The following is a 19,443-nucleotide window of genomic DNA, read 5'->3' on the forward strand; positions in this document are numbered from 1 at the left end:
ACCGGAGCCTTTCAGATGACCGAGCCCCTTTTCCGCGATGATTCCTATCTGCGCAGCTGCGAAGCGCGGGTGGTGGAAATTACCGGAGATGGCGCCATCGTGCTGGACCGGACGGTGTTCTACGCCACCAGCGGCGGCCAGCCCGGCGACAGCGGCTATCTGGAACGCGCCGACGGCAGCCGGGTTGCCATCACCACCGCCCTCTATGCGGACGGCAAGACCGGCCACCGGCACATTCCCGCGGCCGGAGAGGCCCTGCCGGAGGAAGGCGAGGCCGTGAGCGTGCATGTGGACTGGACGCAGCGCTACCGTTTCATGCGCATGCACACCGCCCTGCACATCATCTGCGCCGTGCTGAAGACCAAGATCACCGGCTGCCAGATTGGCGCCGAGGAAAGCCGCATCGATCTCGACATGCCTGAACCGCCGGAACGCGAGACCATCGAGGCTGCGATCCGCGAAGCGGTGGGCCGGGACATGGCGGTGAGCATGGAATGGATCACGGATGAAGAACTGGATGCCAATCCGGGCCTCATCAAGTCCATGAGCGTCAGCCCGCCGCGCGGCAACGGCAAGGTGCGCCTCGTGCGCATCGGCGAGGATTTCGACCTGCAGCCCTGCGGCGGCACCCATGTGTCACGCACATCCGAAATCGGGCTCGTTGAGATCACGAAAATGGAAAAGAAGGGCAAGCTGAACCGGCGGATCCGCATCCGCCTTGCTGATTGATCCCTTTCCCAGAAACAGACCTGCCACTGCAGCACCGGAGACCGGCATGAACCGTCCGCCCCTCGTCAGTACCGAATGGCTTGCTAGCCGTCTTACAGCACCGGATGTTCTGGTGCTGGATGCCTCCATGCACCTGCCGGGCACGGGCCGCGATGCCAACGCGGAATATCTGGCCGAACATATTCCCGGCGCCATCCGCTTTGACATCGACGCCATCGCCGACAAGGCAAGCCCCCTGCCCCACATGCTGCCGCAGCCGACGGCTTTCTCGTCCATGATGCGTAAGCTGGGCGTGGGCGACGGCATGACGCTGGTGTTCTACGACACGGTCGGCATCTACTCCGCCCCGCGCGGCTGGTGGATGCTGAAGACCATGGGGGCAGAGCGTGTCTTCATTCTCGACGGCGGCCTGCCGAAGTGGAAAGCCGAAGGACGGCCGGTGGAAGACGGCAAGGTGACACGGCCGGAGCGCCACTTCACCGCCCGCCTTCACAATGGCGCCGTGACGGATATCGAGGCCATGCGGGCGATCGTGGACAGCGGCAGCCGCCAGGTGCTGGATGCCCGCGCCGGCGCCCGCTTCCGCGCCGAAGTGAAGGAGCCGCGCGAGGGCCTGCGCTCCGGCCATATGCCCGGCGCCTTCAGCACACCCTTCACCGAACTTCTGAATGCGGACGGCACGATGAAGTCCAACGGGGATCTCAGCCAGGTCTTCCTGGACGCTGGCGTGGATCTGTCGCGCCCGGTGACCACCTCCTGCGGCTCCGGCGTCACCGCGGCGGTCATCACTCTCGCCCTCACCCTGCTCGGCCACAAGGATCTGAGCCTCTATGACGGCTCCTGGAGCGAATGGGGCAGCCTGCCGGACACGCCGGTCGTCACGGGGTGACTACAAGGCTGAACTGAAAAAGACAGAAGGCCCGCGTCAGAGACTGACGCGGGCCCTTGTTTTCAGCACGGGTTGCCGGGCTCACATCAGCGACAGGCGCAGCACCGGTTCGGAATTGGCGTTGAGCAGCGTCAGGGAGCCCCGCTCCCCCCGGTAATCGACAGCCGCATGGACGGCTTCGACGAATTTGCGCTCCTGATCCATGATGGCAGGGGCACAGGCCTTGCGGGTGACCGCCAGCGGGCCGATCTTCAGAACGCCGCCACTCTGGCGGACCTGCCCGAAGATGGTGTTGCAACCGCCGGAGCCCGCAACGGTTCCAGCTTCCTCGATCTGCAGGATACTGTCCGCACCGCTCTGCGGCACCTCACCCTGAATTTCCTCCACCTTCCATTTGCCCACCAGATCGAAGGGCAGCCCGCGATCCTGTGCTGCGGCAGGCTGAAAAGCCATCAGCGCCAGCGCGGTGGCAGCGCAGGCACCGGTTTTGGCAGCAAGGTGGCGAAGAGTTCCAAGAACAGTCATGCGTCGAACAACCCTCTCATACCAAGGCTCCGGGATGCTGGCGCATCACGCCTTGAAAATGCGCAAACGCCGCAGGGGCTTGATCAGGTCCCGATGAGGCAAGCTCACCGGGATTTCGTATAAGGCATGCAATAACGAGCGGCCGGTGATTTCCGCGCTCCAGAATGCCCCAAGCCCGATAACGCGAAGTAAACCGGCAGGCATTTCCGCAAGACATGACTTACAGGCTGTTTACGGCAAATTCTTGAAAACGAATTTCGCAAGATAGCGAAAGGCATAGCGCTTTCGCCATGCTCCTTATTGTAAAAATACACAATCGTCTTTTCTTCAGGGGAACATTCACCGTCACATAAAAACAAGGCCCCGGACCTTGCGGTCCGGGGCCTGATTTTAACCTGCGAGCTGCGGCCGGAAAACCGGTCCGCGCTATTGCGGATCAGTGGTGCAGGATCTGGCTCAGGAACAGCTTGGTACGCTCGTGCTGCGGATTGAGGAAGAACTGCTCCGGCTCGTTCTGCTCCACGATCTGGCCGGCATCCATGAAGATGACCCGGTTGGCGACCTTGCGGGCGAAGCCCATTTCGTGGGTGACGCAGAGCATGGTCATGCCTTCTTCGGCAAGGCTGACCATCACATCCAGCACTTCCTTGATCATTTCCGGATCGAGCGCCGAGGTCGGCTCATCGAACAGCATGATCTTGGGGTTCATGCAGAGCGAGCGGGCAATGGCCACGCGCTGCTGCTGACCGCCGGAGAGCTGGCCCGGGTACTTGTGCGCCTGCTCGGGGATCTTCACCCGGGTCAGGTAGTGCATGGCGATTTCCTCGGCCTGCTTCTTCGGCATCTTGCGCACCCAGATCGGCGCCAGCGTGCAGTTCTCAAGGATCGTCAGATGCGGAAACAGGTTGAAGTGCTGGAAGCACATGCCAACCTCACGGCGGATCTCGTCGATCTTCTTCAGGTCATCGGTCAGTTCGATGCCATCGACGATGATCTGGCCTTTCTGATGCTCTTCCAGACGGTTGATGCAGCGGATCATCGTCGACTTGCCGGACCCTGAAGGCCCGCAGATGACGATGCGCTCGCCGCGCATGACCTTCAGGTTGATATCGCGCAGCACGTGGAAATCCCCGTACCACTTGTTCATGCCGATGATCTCGACCGCCACATCCGTGTCGGACACGGTCATCTTGCTGCGGTCAACGGCGATTTCGACTTCGGAGACTGCGTTCTCACTCATGGGTTTACTCCAGAATATCCAGGGATCGGAGGCGGCGCGGAGATCCGCGCCAGCCTGTCAACGGTCGCTCTAGCGTTTATGGCCCGTGTTCAGCCGCCGCTCCATGTAGATGGAGTAGCGCGACATGCCAAAACAGAAGGCAAAGAAGATCACGGCAGCAAACAGATAGCCTGTACGGCTGGTGACCGGCGTTGCCCAGGTCGGGTCTGTGAACGAGGACTGGATCTGGCCCAGAAGGTCGAACATGCCGACGATCAGCACCAGGGTCGTGTCCTTGAACAGGCCGATGAACGTATTCACGATGCCCGGAATGACGAGCTTGAGCGCCTGCGGCAGGATGATGAGACGCATCATCTGCCAGTAGCCCAGGCCGAGCGCCTTGGCGCCCTCATACTGTCCTTTGGGAATGGCCTGCAGGCCGCCGCGCACCACCTCCGCCATATAGGCGGCGGAGAACAGCGTCACACCGATCAGCACGCGCAGGAGCCGGTCGAAGGTGATGCCTTCAGGCAGGAACAGCGGCAGCATCACGGAGGACATGAACAGCACCGTGATGAGCGGCACACCGCGCCAGAACTCGATGAACATCACCGAGAACAGCTTGATGACCGGCATGTTCGAGCGCCGCCCCAGGGCCAGCAGAATGCCGATGGGAAGCGATGCGGCAATACCCGTCACCGCAATCACCAGCGTCACCAGCAGCCCGCCCCACAGGGAGGTCGAGACCACCGGCAGGATGACGTTGCCGCCGATGGAAAGCCCCGTCAGCAGATAGTAGGCCGCGATGGGAAGCCCGACGATGAACAGCACCGCGTTGATCCGCTTGTAGGGCACCGAGGGGATCGCCAGCGGAATGAGCAGCGCCGCGAAGAGCACAAAGACAATATCCACCCGCCAGGTCTGGGCCGCCGGATAACGGCCGTAGATGAACTGCGGGAAATACGCCTTCACATAGGCCCAGCAGGCCCCGACAACCTCGCCCGAGCCTTCCGGCACAAGACAGGCATTGCGGTTTTCACCGGTCCAGACTGCGGTGATGAGGGCAAACTCGATCAGCGGCTTGATCAGGGAATAGGCGATCAGAATGCCGATGAGGGTGAGAATGGTGTTGCCGATGGAGGAGAACAGGTTCGTTCTCACCCAGCCGATGGCACCAGCGGTCGAAACCGGAGCCGGAAGAAGCGGAGCCTCCTCCGTCCGGATGTGAAATGCAGATTTGGTTTCAGCCATGGTGTTCATCCTTACCGCTCCACCAAAGCCATCTTCTGGTTATACCAGTTCATGAAGGCCGATGTGATCAGGCTGAGCGAGAGATAGACCGCCATCCAGATCGCAATAACCTCGATCGCCTGGCCGGTCTGGTTCAGCACCGTACCGCCAAGGGACACGAGGTCGGGGAAGCCGATCGCAACCGCGAGCGAAGAGTTCTTCGTCAGATTGAGATACTGGCTGGTGAGCGGCGGAATGATCACGCGCATGGCCTGCGGGATGATCACCAGCCGGAGGGTCGGCGCATTGCGCAGGCCCAGGGCATTGGCTGCCTCGGTCTGGCCGTGGCTGACCGCCTGAATGCCGGCACGCACGATTTCTGCAATGAAGGCCGACGTATAGATCGCCAGCGCCACCGTGAGGGCCAGGAACTCCGGAATCAGCGTCATGCCGGTGCCGAGCGTGAAGCCCCGCTGCAGCAGCGGCCCGGTGTCGTTGAAGACCGGATGGCTGAACGAAACGGGCATGCCCGATGCCAGATAGGCCACCAGCGGCAGGCCGATGATCAGGCCGAGAGCCGTCAGGAACACCGGAAACTGCTGCCCCGTCGCCTCCTGGCGCTTGCGGGCCCAGGTCTTGATCACCGCAACGGCGGCGATGGCAATCAGCAGAGCAATGCCGATCGCCGAGGAGCCCGGCTCGAACACCGGCTTGGGCATCCAGAGCCCTGCGATGTTCAGATGGATCGCATCAAACAGCGACCACCTGTCCCGCTTGTCCGGGACTGACCGCAGAACGGCGAAATACCAGAAGAAGATCTGCAGCAGCAGCGGAATATTGCGCAGGACTTCCACATACCAGTAGGCCAGCTGCGAGATGACCCAGTTCTTCGACAGGCGGGCAACGCCGATGAGGAAGCCCAGGATGGTCGCGCAGAGAATGCCGATGACGGCAACGAGCAGCGTGTTCAGGAAGCCCACCAGCAGGGCGTCCCCGAAAGTGGAGGTCTCCGAATAGTTGATCAGGCTCTGGGATGTGCCAAATCCTGCAATCCGGTCAAGAAATCCGAAGCCCGATGCAATTTTCTGGCGCTGGAGATTGGCGATCGTGTTGGTCACGATCACATAGCCCACGGTCACAAGGACCGCCACCAGCAGCAACTGAAAGAAAATACCTCGAACATGCGGGTCGTTGACCAGCGACCCTCTCGAAGAGGATGCTGCGCCGTTATCCCGTGTTGTCATATTGCCTCGCCAACCAATGACGCACCGGTGCTCTTGTAGCGGCACCTGTGATGCGTTGCCGTTCTCCAGACCCCGTCGACAGAGATACGGCAGTTTTCCCCTGATGCCGGTTGCTGCATTTTGCAGTCTTTACCAGCACCGTCATTACGCAAATCCCGGCCAGCTTGCACCGGCCGGGACGCAGATCCGGGGCTCCCGAAGGATCCCGTAAAGTCTGGCTTAGCGGACCGGCGGGGCGTACTGCAGGCCACCCTTCGTCCACAGGGCATTCAGGCCGCGGGCGATGCCCAGCGGGGTGTCCGGACCGACGTTGCGGTCGAAGGCTTCACCGTAGTTGCCCACGCCCTTGACGATGCTGACAACCCAGTCGTTGCCGACGCCCAGCTGCTGGCCGTAGTCACCTTCAACGCCGAGCAGGCGCTTGATTTCCGGATTGTCGGAGGACTTCATCTCTTCGACGTTGGCCGAGGTGATGCCCAGCTCTTCCGCGTTGATCATGGCGTAGAGGCTCCACTTCACCAGATCGAACCACTGGTCGTCGCCATGACGCACCACCGGGCCGAGCGGCTCCTTGGAGATGATTTCCGGCAGCACGACGTGGTCGGCCGGGTTGGCAAGCTTCAGGCGCTCGGCGTAGAGACCGGAAGCGTCGGTGCTGAACACGTCGCAGCGGCCGGCGTCATAGGCCATGATCACTTCGTCGGCCTTTTCGAAGGCGACGACTTCATAGGGCATGTTGTTGGAGCGGAAGTAGTCGGCGATGTTCAGCTCGGTCGTGGTGCCGGTCTGGGTGCAGACCGAAGCGCCGGACAGTTCCAGAGCGGAGGTCACGCCCAGCGACTTGCGCACCAGGAAGCCCTGACCGTCATAATAGGTCACGCCGGTGAAGTTCAGGCCGAGCGAGGTGTCGCGCGAAGAGGTCCAGGTGGTGTTGCGCGACAGGACGTCGATTTCGCCGGACTGCAGGGCGGTGAAACGCTCCTTGGCGCTCAGCGGGGAATACTTGACCTTCTCGGCATCACCGAAAATGGCGGCTGCAACGGCGCGGCAGATGTCGACGTCGAGGCCGCTCCAGTTGCCCTGTGCATCCGGATTGGAGAAGCCCGGCAGACCCTGGCTCACACCGCACTGGACAAAACCCTTGGCCTTGACGTCGTCAAGCGTCGCTGCAGACGCAGAGGTCGCAGCAGCCGCAGCGACGGTCGCGCCGAGCATCATGGGAATGAATTTCGCTTTCATGGATTTGCAGCCTTTTTTTGTTACCCATCTGTGTTTTGCATCAGGACCCGGATGTTCCGCATGCGCTTTTTCCAGCTGCTGGACCCCCTGCCCGGCCGTGCCGGGCTCCAGTCCTCCCTCACGCAAAACGCGAAGTCGGAATAGCGCCGCTACCCGAGCCCCAATGTGGCCATTCGATGGCATTTGACGCGACGGGTCAAGAGGCCGCAGAGTGGTAAAACGATTATTTCATCGTGATACCCGCCCCTCTTCCACCTCCCGCTGCATAGAAAGTCAACACGAGTAACAAAATGGCAGAGATTGATCAGAAACTGGACACCGTGCTTGTTCACGCAGGCCGGCATCCGGATGACTTTCACGGATTCGTGAACCCGCCGGTGGTCCATGCCTCCACCGTCCTTTTTCCCAATGTCGAGGCGATGGCACCGGGTGCGCAGAAATATTCCTACGGCCGCCGCGGCACACCCACGACCGAGGCCCTGGAAGAGGCCATCGCCGCCATCGAGGGGGCAGCCGGCGCCAAGCTCGCCACATCCGGCCTCAATGCGATTTCCCTTGCCTGCCTCTCCTGCCTGAAGGCTGGCGACCACTTCCTTGTGGCAGACACGGTCTATGGCCCCACGCGGCATTTCTGCGACGCCATCCTGCCGCGCTACGGCATCGAGGTGGAGTATTTCGAACCCTGGGCCGGCGAGGGAATCAGGAAGCGGTTCAAGGCCAATACGAAGGCGGTCTTTCTTGAAGCGCCCGGCTCACTCACCTTCGAGATGCAGGACGTGCCGGCCATTGCCGCTGCGGTCCGCGAAATTGATGCTTTCGTGCTCATGGACAACACCTGGGCGACGCCGGTGTTCTTCCAGCCGCTGGCCCATGGGGTCGACCTGTCGATCCAGGCCGGAACCAAATACATCGTCGGCCACTCGGACGTGATGATCGGCACGGTGGCCGCGAGCGCCCGGGCCTGGCCGGGCCTCCTAAACATGCACGGCAACCTTGGCCTGCATGTGGGACCGGATGATGTCTATCTCGCCCTGCGCGGCCTCAGGACCATGTCGGTTCGTCTTGAACGGCACATGCGCAACGCGCTGGACGTGGCGAACTGGCTGGCGGAGCAGAGCTGCGTGGCGGCAATCCGCTACCCCGCTCTGCCGCAGGACCCCGGCCACGCCCTGTGGAAGCGGGATTTCAAGGGCGCCTGCGGGCTCTTTGCCTTTGATTTCACGCCGGACGTCACGGAGAAGCAGGCGGTCGCTTTCCTCAATGCGCTGAAGCTGTTCGGCCTTGGCTATTCCTGGGGCGGCTTTGAAAGCCTGGCCATCCCGGTGAAGCTCAAAGGCCTGCGCACGGCTGGAACGCCGGTGCCGATCAGCCAGAGCGTGCGTCTGCACATCGGGCTTGAAGACACGCGTGACCTGATTGCAGACCTGGCGCAGGCCATGGCGGCGATGAAGGCCTGATTCAGAAACAAGCGGTTGCCGCGATCTGGCGGCAACCGCTCCTTCTTGCAGCAAATGGAGGTGGACCGGCCGGCAGGAAGCCCCGCTCAGGCGATCTTCACATCCGCCTCTTCCAGCAGCACCGCCCATTGCGCGCCGTGCATGTCGCGGTCATTCGCGCTGCCCTGCACCACCGGGCGCGGGAAGCTGAACTTGATGACCGACAGATCCTCGATATCGAAGCGCTTCAGCAGCTGCGGTTCGGTGTGGAACAGCGCCGCCACATCCGCCGTCTTCAACGACGGCACAACCCGCTTGAACACCTCGTCAGAGCCGCAGAACACGTCGACGGTCACCCAGAAGGGACCGGCATTCTTCGAACGGACCTTCAGGACAGTATCACCCAGACGCGCCATATCAGACCTCCGTCACGTCAATGCGGAAGGCGGACATGGGGTCGTCCAGTTCCAGCACATGGTTGAGGGCAAACTCGTAGAGCGCGCCGCGGTCCGACTGGGCCGGAGAATAGGGAAACGCAAACGTCGGCAGTTCCTCGTTGTCTGTCAGCGGATAATGCAGCACGAAGGGGTTGATGAGCTTGCCGATTTCAGAGGCAATCGCCTGCGTTTCAGCGGTCACGATACCCAGAACGCCGATCTCGACCGGATCGCCCTTGCGGTTTTCCATGGCCCCCAGCGCGCCGTCCACACCGATGAGGCGGAACTGCAGGTCATAGGCGCCCGGCTCCAGTCCCATGCGGGAGCGGATTTCGCCGGTGAGAAAACCGGTGAGACGGTCCACCCAGGCGCGGGCCTCGCGCACATAACGGTCATTGCGCAAAATGGCCATGATGGTGGTCTGGTAGCCAGCCACACGGGCGCCCTCCAGCTTCACCGTGTACTGCCCCTCGACCCAGCGCGAGCCCTCGACCCGCACCCTTCGCTCATCCAGCGCCGTGTAGCGCGAACCGCGCACATCGAGATAACCGCCCGGCTCATAGAGCTGATAGGGGTCCGAATTCTCGTAAAGCATATGGGCGGAAACGGAATGGGGCGTGCAGGCGGCATTGTCCGCCAGCGGCTCGACCGTGAAACCATCCTTGTCGAAGTCCACCATGATCACGCCGGAGGTGGGATTGGTGGAGCAGAGCGCGCCGCATTCGGCGATCTTTGCCCCATGCCAGGCCCCGCCCGGATGTTCACCGCGGGCAAGCGGCAGCGCGCAGATGGTCGCCGTGTCGGTGGTGCGTCCGGCGATGACGATATCGGCGCCGGTCTCAAGCGCGGCCTGGATCTGCTCGGCACCGGCCAGCGCCACGATGTTGGAGAGCGATCCGATCAGGTCTGCGGAAATCTCCGGCGCCGGTGTGAGCGGCCGGATACGGCCCTCTGCCAGCGCCTTGAGGATGCGCTCTTTCGGCTGGGAGGAATAGACCCGTGCGATCTTGAGGCTCTGGCCAAGTTCGGCCGCCAGTTCGCAGGTGATCTCATACATCCAGTCCACGGTTGCATCGGCACCGCAGGTGCCGGCCGTGCCGATGACGAGAGGAACGCCCCCCTCGGCGCGGGCCTTCATCAGGTCGCGCCATTCGGCCTTGGTGGCGGCGCGGGAGTACTTGGATACCCCCGCCCCGAGTGAGAAGGGGCCACTGTCGGTGGACCCGCCATCAATGCAGATGATGTCGGGGCGGAGACGCACGCCGCGAGCCAGCGCCTCCCGGTCAAACCCCAGTCCGAGGACGCCTGAAGGCACCAGCACGCGGGTGGTCATGTCTTAGTCCTTGTCTGCCGCTGCTGCGTCAGCAACGGCCGTTTCACTGTCCGGCAGCGGCTTCTTGAGGAAGCGGCGCAGGAAGATGGGGGCAACGAAGCCCAGCACGGCCGCAGTCCAGAGGCCAATGGCAATGCCTGAAGAGAACAGGTAAGTCCAGTCCCCATCCGACAGCACCATGGCGCGGCGCAGGTTGTCTTCCATCTGGTTGCCCAGCAGGATGCCCAGGATCACCGGCACGGTGGGGATGTCCAGCTTGCGCAGGATGTAGCCCAGGGCACCGAAGGCAACCATCATCAGCATGTCGAAGGACGAGCCGGTCAGCGAGAAGATGCCGACGAAGGCAATCATCGTCACGCCGGGCAGCAGGATGTAGCTCGGCACCGACAGAATCCGCACGAAGATCTTCACCATCGGGATGTTGAGGACCAGGAGCACGAAGTTGCCGATGAAGAGCGAGGCGATCAGGCCCCAGACGATTTCCGGACGATCCGTGAACAGCAGCGGCCCCGGCGTGATGTTGAGCGTCAGCAGCAGGGCCAGCAGCACCGCCGTGGTGCCGGAGCCCGGAACGCCGAGGGTCAGCATCGGAATCAGCGCACCACCGGCAGCGGCGTTGTTGCCCGCTTCAGGTGCGGCGATGCCCTTCGGATTGCCGGTGCCGAAGGTGTGCTTGTCCTTGGCAATGGCCTTTTCGCCGGCATAGGCAAGGAAGGAGCCAAGAGACGCACCAGCCCCGGGCAGAACGCCTGCAACGAAGCCGATGACAGTCGACCGCAGCATGGTCCAGCGGGTCAGCCAGATGTCCGCCCACGGAATCCGGGTGGAGCCGAGCTTCACGCCGATGGCGCTGTTCTTGCCGTGGCTCTCGATGAAGAAGAAGATTTCCGAGACGGCAAAGAGCCCGACGATGGCGACGAGGAAATCGATGCCATCCATCAGATGCAGTTCACCAAAGGTGAAGCGCGGCATGCCCGTGGTCTTGTCCAGGCCGATCATGGCAATACCCAGCCCCATGGCAGCGGCAAGGGCCGCCTTGGCCTGGTTGTTCGACCCCAGACCGCCGAGCGTGCAGAACGCCAGCAGATAGAGGGCGAAATACTCCGCCGGGCCAAACTGGAAAGCCACGCGTGCAAGCAGCGGCGACATGACCATGAGGCCAACGGTGGCAAGGAAAGCGCCCACGAAGGAGGCCACGGCCGAAATCACCAGCGCATCCCCTGCCCGGCCCTTGCGGGCCATGGGGTAGCCGTCCAGCGTGGTCATCATCGCCGGCTCGTCACCGGGGATGTTGAGCAGGATCGACGAAATGCGCCCGCCATACATGCAGCCGTAATAGACCGAGGTCAGCAGCACCAGCGCCGACATGGCGTCAAGGCCGAGCGTGAAGGAGATCGGGATCAGCAGCGCAACGCCGTTTGAGGGGCCAAGGCCCGGCAGCGCACCAATGATGGTGCCGAGGAAGCAGCCGACGATCGCCAGGAACAGCGTGGTCGGCGTCAGCGCCACGGAGAATCCGAGCGCCAGATTAGACAGGATATCCATGATGTTGTCCCCTCACCCAAGCAACCCGCGCGGAAACGCCACGAGGCCGAGACCGAGCACGAACTTGAAGAGTGTAAAGAGGCCGATGGAAAGCCCTGCGCCGGTCAGGAGTGCCGGGACAGGCCGGGGCTCGATCTGATAGCTGATGATGCCGGCAACGATGAAGGTCGGAATGATGAAACCGAGCGGGCGAATCATCATTGCATAGCCAATCAGCAGAAGCAGCGTGAAACCCAGCTTTGCGAGCATCAGGCCATAGGGCCACTCGACGTCCGGGTCCGGACGCAGCATCATCGTGAGGGAGGCGAGAATGGTCACGCCGCCGATCATGTAGGGAAAAATCCGCGGACCGATCGGGTCCGAGATGAAGCTGGTCTCAATCTGTGTGGCGCTGGAGAGATACCCCAGCGCCACGAGGATCATGACCAGACCGAAGATCCGGTCACCCTTCATTACTTGATGATCCCGATCTCACGGGAAATCTCCTGGATTTCCGCGATATTGTTGGCAACCCAGCCTTCGAACTCGCCGCCGATCAGGGCGTAGGGAGCAAGGCCGTTGTCAGCCATGACCTTCTTCCACTGCTCGGACTCGGCGACCTTCTGCAGGCGATCGACCCAGACGTTGAACTCTTCGTCGGAGATGCCCTTCGGGACATAGAAGCCGCGCCAGTTCATGGCCACGAGATCAAGCCCCTGCTCCTTGGCCGTCGGAACGTCCGGGAACGCCTCGACCCGCTCTTCGGCAAAGACGGCCAGCGCACGCACATCGCCCGACTTGATGAAGCCGGAGATCTCCGAGATGTCGCCGGTCATCGCAGCGGTAAAGCCGCCCACGGTCTGGGTGATGGCATCGGCGCCGCCATCCACGCCGATGTACTTGATGGCGCGTGCGTCGGTGAAGCCGGCACGGTCCATCATCATCAGCACCTTGAGATGGTCGAAGCCGCCCACGGCCGAGCCGCCTGCGAAAGCGTTCTTGGCGGGATTGGCCTTCACGGCCTCGATCAGATCATTGAGGGTCTGATAGGGGCTGTCCTTTGCCACGACGATGACACCGGCATCGCCGCCAAGGGTGCCGAGCCAGCGGACCTGATCAGCCGTCATGCCTGCAAAGGCGTTCTGGGCAAGACGGGTGGTCGTTGCCGAGGAAGCGGCCACGAGGAGGTCGGCATCCGTGTCACGCTGCCCCACGACATGGGTGTAGGCCACACCGCCACCGGCACCGGCCATGTTGGTGACCTGGATGGGGTTCGGCACAACGCCGATCTCATACATGATCTGGGAGACCTGACGGCAGGTGAAGTCCCAGCCGCCGCCGGGGTTTGCCGGTGCAATGCATTCCGTCGCAGCAGCAACGGTGGACATGCCAGCACCGATCATGACGCTGAGTGCAAGCGCCTTAAGCGTAGTTTTCATCCCTGGTTCTCCTCCCTGGGGCATTGGTATCAGTCCGCAAGGCCGATCCGGACCTCTTGCGCCCGGCCATAGTTTCGTCCAAACCTGACACAAACCTGTCACAGGTATAAATTCTGGGGGGATGGCCTTGCGGTTCCTGCTTGTCGAGGACAATGGCGACCTTGCGCGTTCTGTTCGCGAGCGCCTGACGCTGGAGGGCCACGCCGTCGATCACGCCCCGGATCTCGAAACCGCGAGATCCTGTCTGGCGTCAGCCGATTACGATCTCATCCTTCTCGACATCATGCTGCCTGATGGAGACGGCCGGGCGTTTCTCGCAGCACAGCGCCAGAAAGGCGATGCGACACCGGTGATCGTCATGACGGCACGGTCCGCCGTTTCCGACCGGGTGGGCACGCTCGACATGGGCGCCGATGACTACATCACCAAGCCTTTCGACTTCACCGAGCTGGAAGCCCGGTGCCGGGCGGTTCTGCGCCGCCGCGGCGGCACGCCCAATGCGCAGCAGCGCTTTGCCGATGTGGTGTTCGATCCGATGGCCGGCCAAGTGATCGTTGCGGGCGAGAGCCGGGAACTGCGCAGCCGCGAACTGCGGCTTTTCGAGGTTTTCCTGGCCGCGCCCGGGCGCATCCTGTCAAAAGACCATCTGTGCGACCGGCTGTTCTCCTATTCCGAACCGGTCACGGACAATGCCATCGAGGTCTATGTGGGACGCCTGCGCAAGAAGCTGCAGGGCAGCAGCCTGCGCATCGAAACCCTGCGCGGCCTGGGCTACCGGCTGACCAGCCCATGAACCGGCCCCGCAAAGGCAGAGCAGGCGGGCAAAGCGCGGCCCCTTACTCCCCTTCCCTGCGGCGCCGGCTGGTCACCCAGCTCCTGGGTCTTTCCGCCATTCTCGCCATCGCCCTCTTTTTTGCCGTGCGCATCAGTTCCGAACAGGCCTCGGAAGCAACTCTTGACGGCATTCTGGGCGCGGCGACCATCGCCATTGCCGAGGAACTGCGCAGCGTCGATGGCGGCCCGCTGGTGGAACTGCCCTCCGGCACTTTCTCCATCCTCTCGGCCATGGGCGAGGAACGGATCTTCTACCGGATCATGATCGGCGGGCGCGATCTGACGGGCTACGAGGATCTGCCCCAGCCCAGCCACACCCCGTCTTCGCTGGAGCCGGTTTTTTACACCACCCTCTACCGCGATGCCGAACTGCGCATCGCGGCTGTCGCCCGCAATCTGGTGATTGACGAGGGGCCGGTCCGGCTGCTGGTCATGGTCGGGCAGACACGGGAAGCGCAGAATGCCATTGCCGCGCGGCTTGCCAACCGGGCAGCCGCGCTTGGCCTTGCCGTGTTTCTCGCCGCCATTCCCCTGTCGCTGCTGGCAGCCTCGCGCCTGCTGCGGCCCATCGAAAAGCTCGCCGCAGCCATGGAGCGGCGCGGCCCGCGCGACCTGCGTCCGGTGCGCCACCCTGCCCCGGCCGAGCTTGTGCCGCTGATCTCTGCGCTCAACAGCTTCATCACGCGCCTGCGCGGCACGCTGGCACAGACGGAAACCTTCATTGCCGAGGCCGCCCATCACATCCGCACGCCGCTGGCCACCATCCGCAGCGAAGCGGAACTGGCCCTGCGCCTTGCTTCCGATGAAGCCATGCGCCAGCGCATGCGCGGCCTCATCCGTGCCGTTGACGAGGGCTCCCGCTCGACCGGCCAGTTGCTGGACCATGCGACCGTCGCCTACCGCGCCGGCCAGCAGAGTTTCAGTGAAGTCGACCTCGGCCGGGTGACCGCTGCACTGGCCGAACGGTACCGGACGGCGGCGGATCTCAAGGATATTCACATCCGGCTGTCTTGCCCGGAAGAACCGCTGCCCACCTTTGGCGACGCCGTGCTGATGGAGGCCGCCATCCGCAATCTCATCGATAATGCCATCAAATATTCTCCGCCGGACACGGACATTCACCTGACGCTGCAACGGAAAAACGAGATGGCCGAACTGACCTGCCGCGACCACGGGCGGGGCCTTGACGGCCAGAGCGGCGGCACTCTCTCCGGCCGTTTCCAGCGCGGCACCAATGTCGATGACGTGATAGGCTCGGGCCTCGGCCTGACCATTGTCAGCGAGGCGGCGGCTGTCATGGAGGGCCAGTTCAGCCTTGAGGCAGCCGAGGGAGGCGGCGCGCTGGCAACGCTGCAGCTGCCGCTTCTGGCGCAGCAGGAGGAAAGATCATGACAGCTGTCCCTGATGCTGCGGCTTCCCGCGATGAGCTCAAGCGCCTCATGAGAGCAGGACTGCAACTCCTTGCGGTGGCAACAATCTTTCTGATGCCGCTTAGTCAGGCCCAGGCGATGACCATCGAAGCGGAGCGCCGGTTCGGACCGGCCTCGGCGCCCAATGAAATCCGCATCGTCTCAAGCACGGACATCGAGGTGTTCCAGCCGGTGATCGAGGGCTATGTCCGTGAGCATCCCACCGTGGCGATCCACTATATCGTCTCGCCCAGCCAGGGGCTTTACGATGCGGTGGCGACGGAGAAGGAGAGGTTTGATCTGGTCATCTCTTCCGCGATGGATCTGCAGATGAAACTGGCAAATGATGGCCTCGCGCAGCCGCTGCACGAGGAGATCATAGCCGCCCGTCCGCCCTGGGCGCGCTGGCAGGACCGGCTGGTGGGCGTGGCGCAGGAGCCGGCCGTCGTGCTCCTGGCAGATGAAGCCCTGGCGGGCGGCATGCCCCTGCCGGGCACCCGTCGGGACCTGATCAACCTGCTGCGCGACAATCCGGAGCGCTTCCGCGGGCGCATCGGCACCTATGATCCGGCCGTTGCGGGCGTCGGCTATATGTTCGCGGCTCAGGACGCCCGCATGAGCGACACCTTCTGGCGCCTTGCCGAGGTGATGGGCCGGCTCGACGCAAAGCTCTACTGCTGTTCGGGCGAGATGATCACGGATGTGCAGACGAAAAAGATCCTCATGGCCTACAATGTGCTGGGCAGCTACCTGCCGCGTGACAAGATGGAACGCGAAGGCTTCGAGGTGATCGAGCTGCAGGATTTCACCATCACTCTACTGCGCACGGCGCTGGTGCCTGCCAACGCGCGCCAGCCGGGCCTCGCGCAGGACTTCCTCGCCTTTCTCGTCTCGCCCGAAGGCCAGAGCCTGCTGACCGAGCGGACCGGGCTGCCGCCGATTGATCCGGGCGTCTATGCCGAGCGCCCGCATCTGCGCCCCATCCGCCTGGATCCCGGCCTGCTGGCCCAGCTCGACAAGCTGACGCGCGCCCGCTTTCTGGAGGAATGGAACGCGGCCATGGAACAGCCCTGAGGCTGCCTCAGCCCCCGAAGAGCGAGGCAATCGTCAGATAGGCCGGGATGAAGAGCGGCGGCAGGCCGAAGAAGGCATCGCCGAACAGCATGATCTTCAGGAAGAAGAACAGAAACGCCCCATAGAGCGCGGCGGCAAAGGGCATCAGAAAGCCTGGCGTGATCGGGGCCACCAGAGCCAGAAACGGATTGGTGACCTTTCGCAGCACCACGAAGAAGGTGATCTCGCGCTCGCCGAACACAAACTCCAGAAGTCCCCTGGCAAACAGGAATGCGGCGATCGCCGACAGGGCGTAGGTGCCCCCGAGATAGACGGCGACGATGCCGGGCGCCCCGCCCGCCAGAAAGGTGACGACCGCCAGAAGATAGGTGCCGGTCAGATAGAGGACGCCGTTAAGGGCGGTTGCCTGCTGCTGCATGAGTGCTTCCCGATTCTCCTGCGTCCTGCCGCAAAGGCGAGCGGCAGAGACAAAAAAAGCGCAGGGTCCAAAGACCCTGCGCCATCTTCTCTTTTGGCAGATCAGTGCCCTGAGACCATCATGGTACCGCCTTTCGGCAGACGCAAGCGGTCAACGAAGTCCTGCATCTCCTGGCTGGGGGCAGGCGTGACCAGCGACACCACATAGGTGACGACGAAGGCCACCGGCACACCGAAGATGCCTGCCGAGATGGCCTTGACGCCAAACCAGCTGATCTCGTCGCCCGTGCCCTTGACGAAGTCAAAGCCGTACACGTTGCCGATCAGGTAGTACATGGTGACGCCGAAGCCGGCGATCATGCCCATGATACCGCCCAGATTGGTCGCACGCTTCCACCAGACGCCCAGCACCAGCGGCGCGAAGAGCCCCGCAGCGGCGATGGAGAAGGCCCAGGCCACCATGGACAGGATGTTCGACGGCTTGGTGCGTGCCAGGAAGGCAGCAGCCAGAGCGACGACGACAAGAAGGATCTTGGAGATCATCAGGCGGCGCTTTGCGTCGGCCTTCGGATCGATCATCTTGTAGTAGACGTCGTGGGACAGGGCGTTGGCGATGGCGAGCAGCAGGCCATCGGCGGTCGACAGGGCTGCAGCGAAGCCGCCGGCACCGACGAGACCGACAACCCACACCGGCATGCCGGCAATCGACGGGGTCGAGAGCACGATCATGTCGTTGTTGAGCCGGAGTTCGCCATAGGGGAAGCCGTTGGCAAAGCCCTTGGCCTCGCAGGCCGTCTGGATGGCTGCGATCGTTTCAGCCTTCACGCCGCAGATCGTCACCAGCTGGTGGCCGGCGATCGAACCCCATTCCAGCATCCACGCCGGGATGGCGGAATAGGCCAGCTGATACTGTGCTTCCGCCCCTGCCCCGACGAAGAGACCCATCAGGTTGAACTTCGAGAAGGCAGCGTAGGCCGGTGCCGTGAAGTACAGCAGGAAGATGAAGAACAGCGACCAGCCCACCGACTTGCGTGCTTCACGCACCGTCGGCGTCGTGAAGAAGCGCATGAGGATGTGCGGCAGAGAGGCCGTGCCGACCATCAGACAGAAGATCAGGCTGAAGTAGTCGAGCGGCGTCAGGTTGACGAAGGGTGCCACGTGCGCCTTGGCAACGCCAAGGATCGCCTCGTACTCGGCAATCTGGGTCAGGGCACCGCCATAGGTGAGCTGCGGCAGCGGAATGCCGAACTGCACCGTCGACATCCACACGGCCGGAAGCAGATAGGCCACGATCAGCACGATGTACTGGGCCACCTGCGTCCAGGTCACAGCCTTCATGCCGCCCAGCATGGAGCAGACGAGAATGCCGGCAAGGCCTGCAAACACCGCGTACTGGAAGTCAATGCCCAGGAACTGCGAGGCGATGATGCCGGAGGCATAGACCTGTGCGGTGATGTAGGTGAAGGAGCAGGCGAACAGCACGACGATGCCGACGAGGCGTGCCGCGTTGCCGCCGTAGCGGGTGCCGAGGAAGTCCGGAACCGTGTAGGCGCCGAACTTGCGCAGGTAGGGTGCCAGAAGCACGGCCACCAGCACGTAGCCGCCGGTCCAGCCCAGAACATAGGCAAGACCGTCATAGCCCAGCACGAAGAGCGTGCCGGCCATGCCGACGAAGCTGGCGCCGGACATCCAGTCGGCGCCGGTCGCCATGCCGTTGTAGATGGCCGGAACGGAGCGCCCCGCGACGTAATATTCCGAGACCTGCGCCGTTCGCGACATGATGCCGATGAAGGCATAGATGCCGATGGTCGCCGCCATGTAGCTCCACATGATGAAGCGGTCGGGAACACCCAGCGCCTCGAAAATGGCCATCAGGACGACGAAGAACGCAAAGCCGCCGACATAGACCGAATAGATCTTGCCGAGGTTGTCGGTGAAGTCACCTTTCATGCTCAATGCCATGGTGCAGCCCCCCTCAGTCTTCGGCGACGCCGAATTCCTCGTCGATGGCGTTCTGGCGGCTTGAGAACCAGAAAATCAGCACGACGAAGATGATGAGCGAGCCCTGCGCAGCCATGTAGAAGCCGAGCGGGAACCCAAGGATCACGACGCTGTTCAGCGACGTTACGAAGATGTGGATCAGGAAGCTAAAGACAGCCCAGATCGCAAGCGTGGTCCACATGAGACCGCGTGTCTTGCTCCAGTGGGCTGCTGCAACTTCCGGCGGCAGCTTGTCGGTCAAGGTCATTCCTCCCGTAAACGCATCAGAGGCCGCCACAGCCAGCATGCCGGAACGGCCCGTACCCCTCACGCAATATTCCCCTAGACTAAAGTCTAATACTTCAAGCTTTTCGCAAGAGCAGCAATTTTCTATATTGCAGTGCGGAGATACTTGCACCTTGAGACTATTCCCTTCACACTCATCATGTGAAGTTATCCTAAAGACTAATTCAGCAGGTAAACAA

At 62.6% G+C, this 19,443-nt stretch carries 19 protein-coding genes; 6 read left to right on the forward strand and 13 right to left on the reverse strand.

Annotated features, from left to right (window positions below):
- Nucleotides 1-15 precede the first annotated feature (15 nt).
- The gene (locus AC0CMF_RS05310; protein WP_058900073.1) at nt 16-729 is read left to right on the forward strand and encodes an alanyl-tRNA editing protein; all 714 of its coding nucleotides are present in this window, start codon (nt 16-18) and stop codon (nt 727-729) included.
- 46 nt (nt 730-775) lie between these two features.
- A complete protein-coding gene (gene sseA / locus AC0CMF_RS05315; protein ID WP_374628432.1) occupies nt 776-1,618 on the forward strand; it encodes a 3-mercaptopyruvate sulfurtransferase in 843 nt (280 codons plus the stop codon).
- Between the two features lie 81 nt (nt 1,619-1,699).
- On the opposite strand, the gene AC0CMF_RS05320 is transcribed toward sseA, so the two are convergent.
- The 5 genes from AC0CMF_RS05320 to AC0CMF_RS05340 all read right to left on the reverse strand — a co-directional run bounded on the left by AC0CMF_RS05320 (nt 1,700) and on the right by AC0CMF_RS05340 (nt 7,054).
- A complete protein-coding gene (locus tag AC0CMF_RS05320) occupies nt 1,700-2,143 on the reverse strand; it encodes an META domain-containing protein (RefSeq protein ID WP_122519903.1) in 444 nt (147 codons plus the stop codon).
- A gap of 436 nt (nt 2,144-2,579) precedes the next feature.
- Nucleotides 2,580-3,383 carry an amino acid ABC transporter ATP-binding protein gene (locus tag AC0CMF_RS05325; RefSeq protein WP_050471773.1) on the reverse strand — a complete coding sequence of 268 codons (804 nt, stop codon included), beginning with the start codon at nt 3,381-3,383 and terminating at the stop codon, nt 2,580-2,582.
- Between the two features lie 69 nt (nt 3,384-3,452).
- Nucleotides 3,453-4,622 (reverse strand): amino acid ABC transporter permease, encoded by a 1,170-nt coding sequence (locus AC0CMF_RS05330; protein WP_094462947.1) that lies wholly within the window; start codon nt 4,620-4,622, stop codon nt 3,453-3,455.
- A 2-nt stretch (nt 4,623-4,624) separates the two neighbouring features.
- Nucleotides 4,625-5,836: an amino acid ABC transporter permease gene (locus AC0CMF_RS05335; RefSeq protein WP_050471774.1), complete on the reverse strand. Its 1,212-nt coding sequence runs from the start codon at nt 5,834-5,836 to the stop codon at nt 4,625-4,627.
- Nucleotides 5,837-6,055: 219 nt separating this feature from the next.
- Entirely contained in the window at nt 6,056-7,054 is a 999-nt protein-coding gene (locus tag AC0CMF_RS05340; protein WP_200901695.1) for an amino acid ABC transporter substrate-binding protein, read from the reverse strand.
- Between the two features lie 311 nt (nt 7,055-7,365).
- On the opposite strand from AC0CMF_RS05340, the gene metC reads away from it, so the two are divergent.
- Nucleotides 7,366-8,532, forward strand: coding sequence for a cystathionine beta-lyase (gene metC / locus AC0CMF_RS05345; protein WP_374628433.1), 1,167 nt, complete (start codon nt 7,366-7,368; stop codon nt 8,530-8,532).
- 86 nt (nt 8,533-8,618) lie between these two features.
- Here the strand turns inward: metC and AC0CMF_RS05350 are convergent, their stop codons facing one another.
- Genes AC0CMF_RS05350 through AC0CMF_RS05370 form a run of 5 tightly spaced genes read right to left on the reverse strand, consistent with a single transcriptional unit; the run spans nt 8,619 to nt 13,244 of the window.
- Complete coding sequence (locus AC0CMF_RS05350) at nt 8,619-8,927, reverse strand: DUF4387 family protein (protein ID WP_019965219.1); 309 nt, start codon at nt 8,925-8,927, stop codon at nt 8,619-8,621.
- Nucleotide 8,928: 1 nt separating this feature from the next.
- Nucleotides 8,929-10,281 carry an acyclic terpene utilization AtuA family protein gene (locus tag AC0CMF_RS05355; RefSeq protein WP_374628435.1) on the reverse strand — a complete coding sequence of 451 codons (1,353 nt, stop codon included), beginning with the start codon at nt 10,279-10,281 and terminating at the stop codon, nt 8,929-8,931.
- Between the two features lie 3 nt (nt 10,282-10,284).
- Nucleotides 10,285-11,826, reverse strand: a complete 1,542-nt coding sequence (locus AC0CMF_RS05360; protein ID WP_050471779.1) for a tripartite tricarboxylate transporter permease — start codon at nt 11,824-11,826, stop codon at nt 10,285-10,287.
- Nucleotides 11,827-11,838: 12 nt separating this feature from the next.
- Nucleotides 11,839-12,279 (reverse strand): tripartite tricarboxylate transporter TctB family protein, encoded by a 441-nt coding sequence (locus tag AC0CMF_RS05365; RefSeq protein ID WP_050471780.1) that lies wholly within the window; start codon nt 12,277-12,279, stop codon nt 11,839-11,841.
- Complete coding sequence (locus AC0CMF_RS05370; protein WP_050471781.1) at nt 12,279-13,244, reverse strand: Bug family tripartite tricarboxylate transporter substrate binding protein; 966 nt, start codon at nt 13,242-13,244, stop codon at nt 12,279-12,281. Before AC0CMF_RS05370 ends, AC0CMF_RS05365 begins: the two co-directional genes overlap by 1 nt.
- A 121-nt stretch (nt 13,245-13,365) precedes the next feature.
- Between AC0CMF_RS05370 and AC0CMF_RS05375 the strand changes: the two genes are divergently transcribed.
- From AC0CMF_RS05375 to AC0CMF_RS05385, 3 genes are read left to right on the forward strand one after another with little or no spacing between them, the layout of a single operon-like run.
- Nucleotides 13,366-14,037: a response regulator transcription factor gene (locus AC0CMF_RS05375; protein WP_244274442.1), complete on the forward strand. Its 672-nt coding sequence runs from the start codon at nt 13,366-13,368 to the stop codon at nt 14,035-14,037.
- Nucleotides 14,034-15,470, forward strand: coding sequence for a sensor histidine kinase N-terminal domain-containing protein (locus AC0CMF_RS05380; RefSeq protein ID WP_374628436.1), 1,437 nt, complete (start codon nt 14,034-14,036; stop codon nt 15,468-15,470). The genes AC0CMF_RS05375 and AC0CMF_RS05380 overlap by 4 nt, the downstream gene beginning before the upstream one ends.
- Nucleotides 15,467-16,561 carry an ABC transporter substrate-binding protein gene (locus AC0CMF_RS05385; protein ID WP_374628437.1) on the forward strand — a complete coding sequence of 365 codons (1,095 nt, stop codon included), beginning with the start codon at nt 15,467-15,469 and terminating at the stop codon, nt 16,559-16,561. Before AC0CMF_RS05380 ends, AC0CMF_RS05385 begins: the two co-directional genes overlap by 4 nt.
- A gap of 7 nt (nt 16,562-16,568) precedes the next feature.
- On the opposite strand, the gene AC0CMF_RS05390 is transcribed toward AC0CMF_RS05385, so the two are convergent.
- The 3 genes from AC0CMF_RS05390 to AC0CMF_RS05400 all read right to left on the reverse strand — a co-directional run bounded on the left by AC0CMF_RS05390 (nt 16,569) and on the right by AC0CMF_RS05400 (nt 19,226).
- Complete coding sequence (locus tag AC0CMF_RS05390; RefSeq protein ID WP_122519897.1) at nt 16,569-16,979, reverse strand: hypothetical protein; 411 nt, start codon at nt 16,977-16,979, stop codon at nt 16,569-16,571.
- A gap of 101 nt (nt 16,980-17,080) precedes the next feature.
- Nucleotides 17,081-18,940: a sodium:solute symporter family protein gene (locus tag AC0CMF_RS05395; protein ID WP_472481142.1), complete on the reverse strand. Its 1,860-nt coding sequence runs from the start codon at nt 18,938-18,940 to the stop codon at nt 17,081-17,083.
- A 13-nt stretch (nt 18,941-18,953) separates the two neighbouring features.
- Nucleotides 18,954-19,226 (reverse strand): DUF4212 domain-containing protein, encoded by a 273-nt coding sequence (locus tag AC0CMF_RS05400; protein WP_050471786.1) that lies wholly within the window; start codon nt 19,224-19,226, stop codon nt 18,954-18,956.
- Nucleotides 19,227-19,443 lie beyond the last annotated feature (217 nt).

The organism is Pannonibacter sp. CBAS1226, from assembly GCF_055685825.1.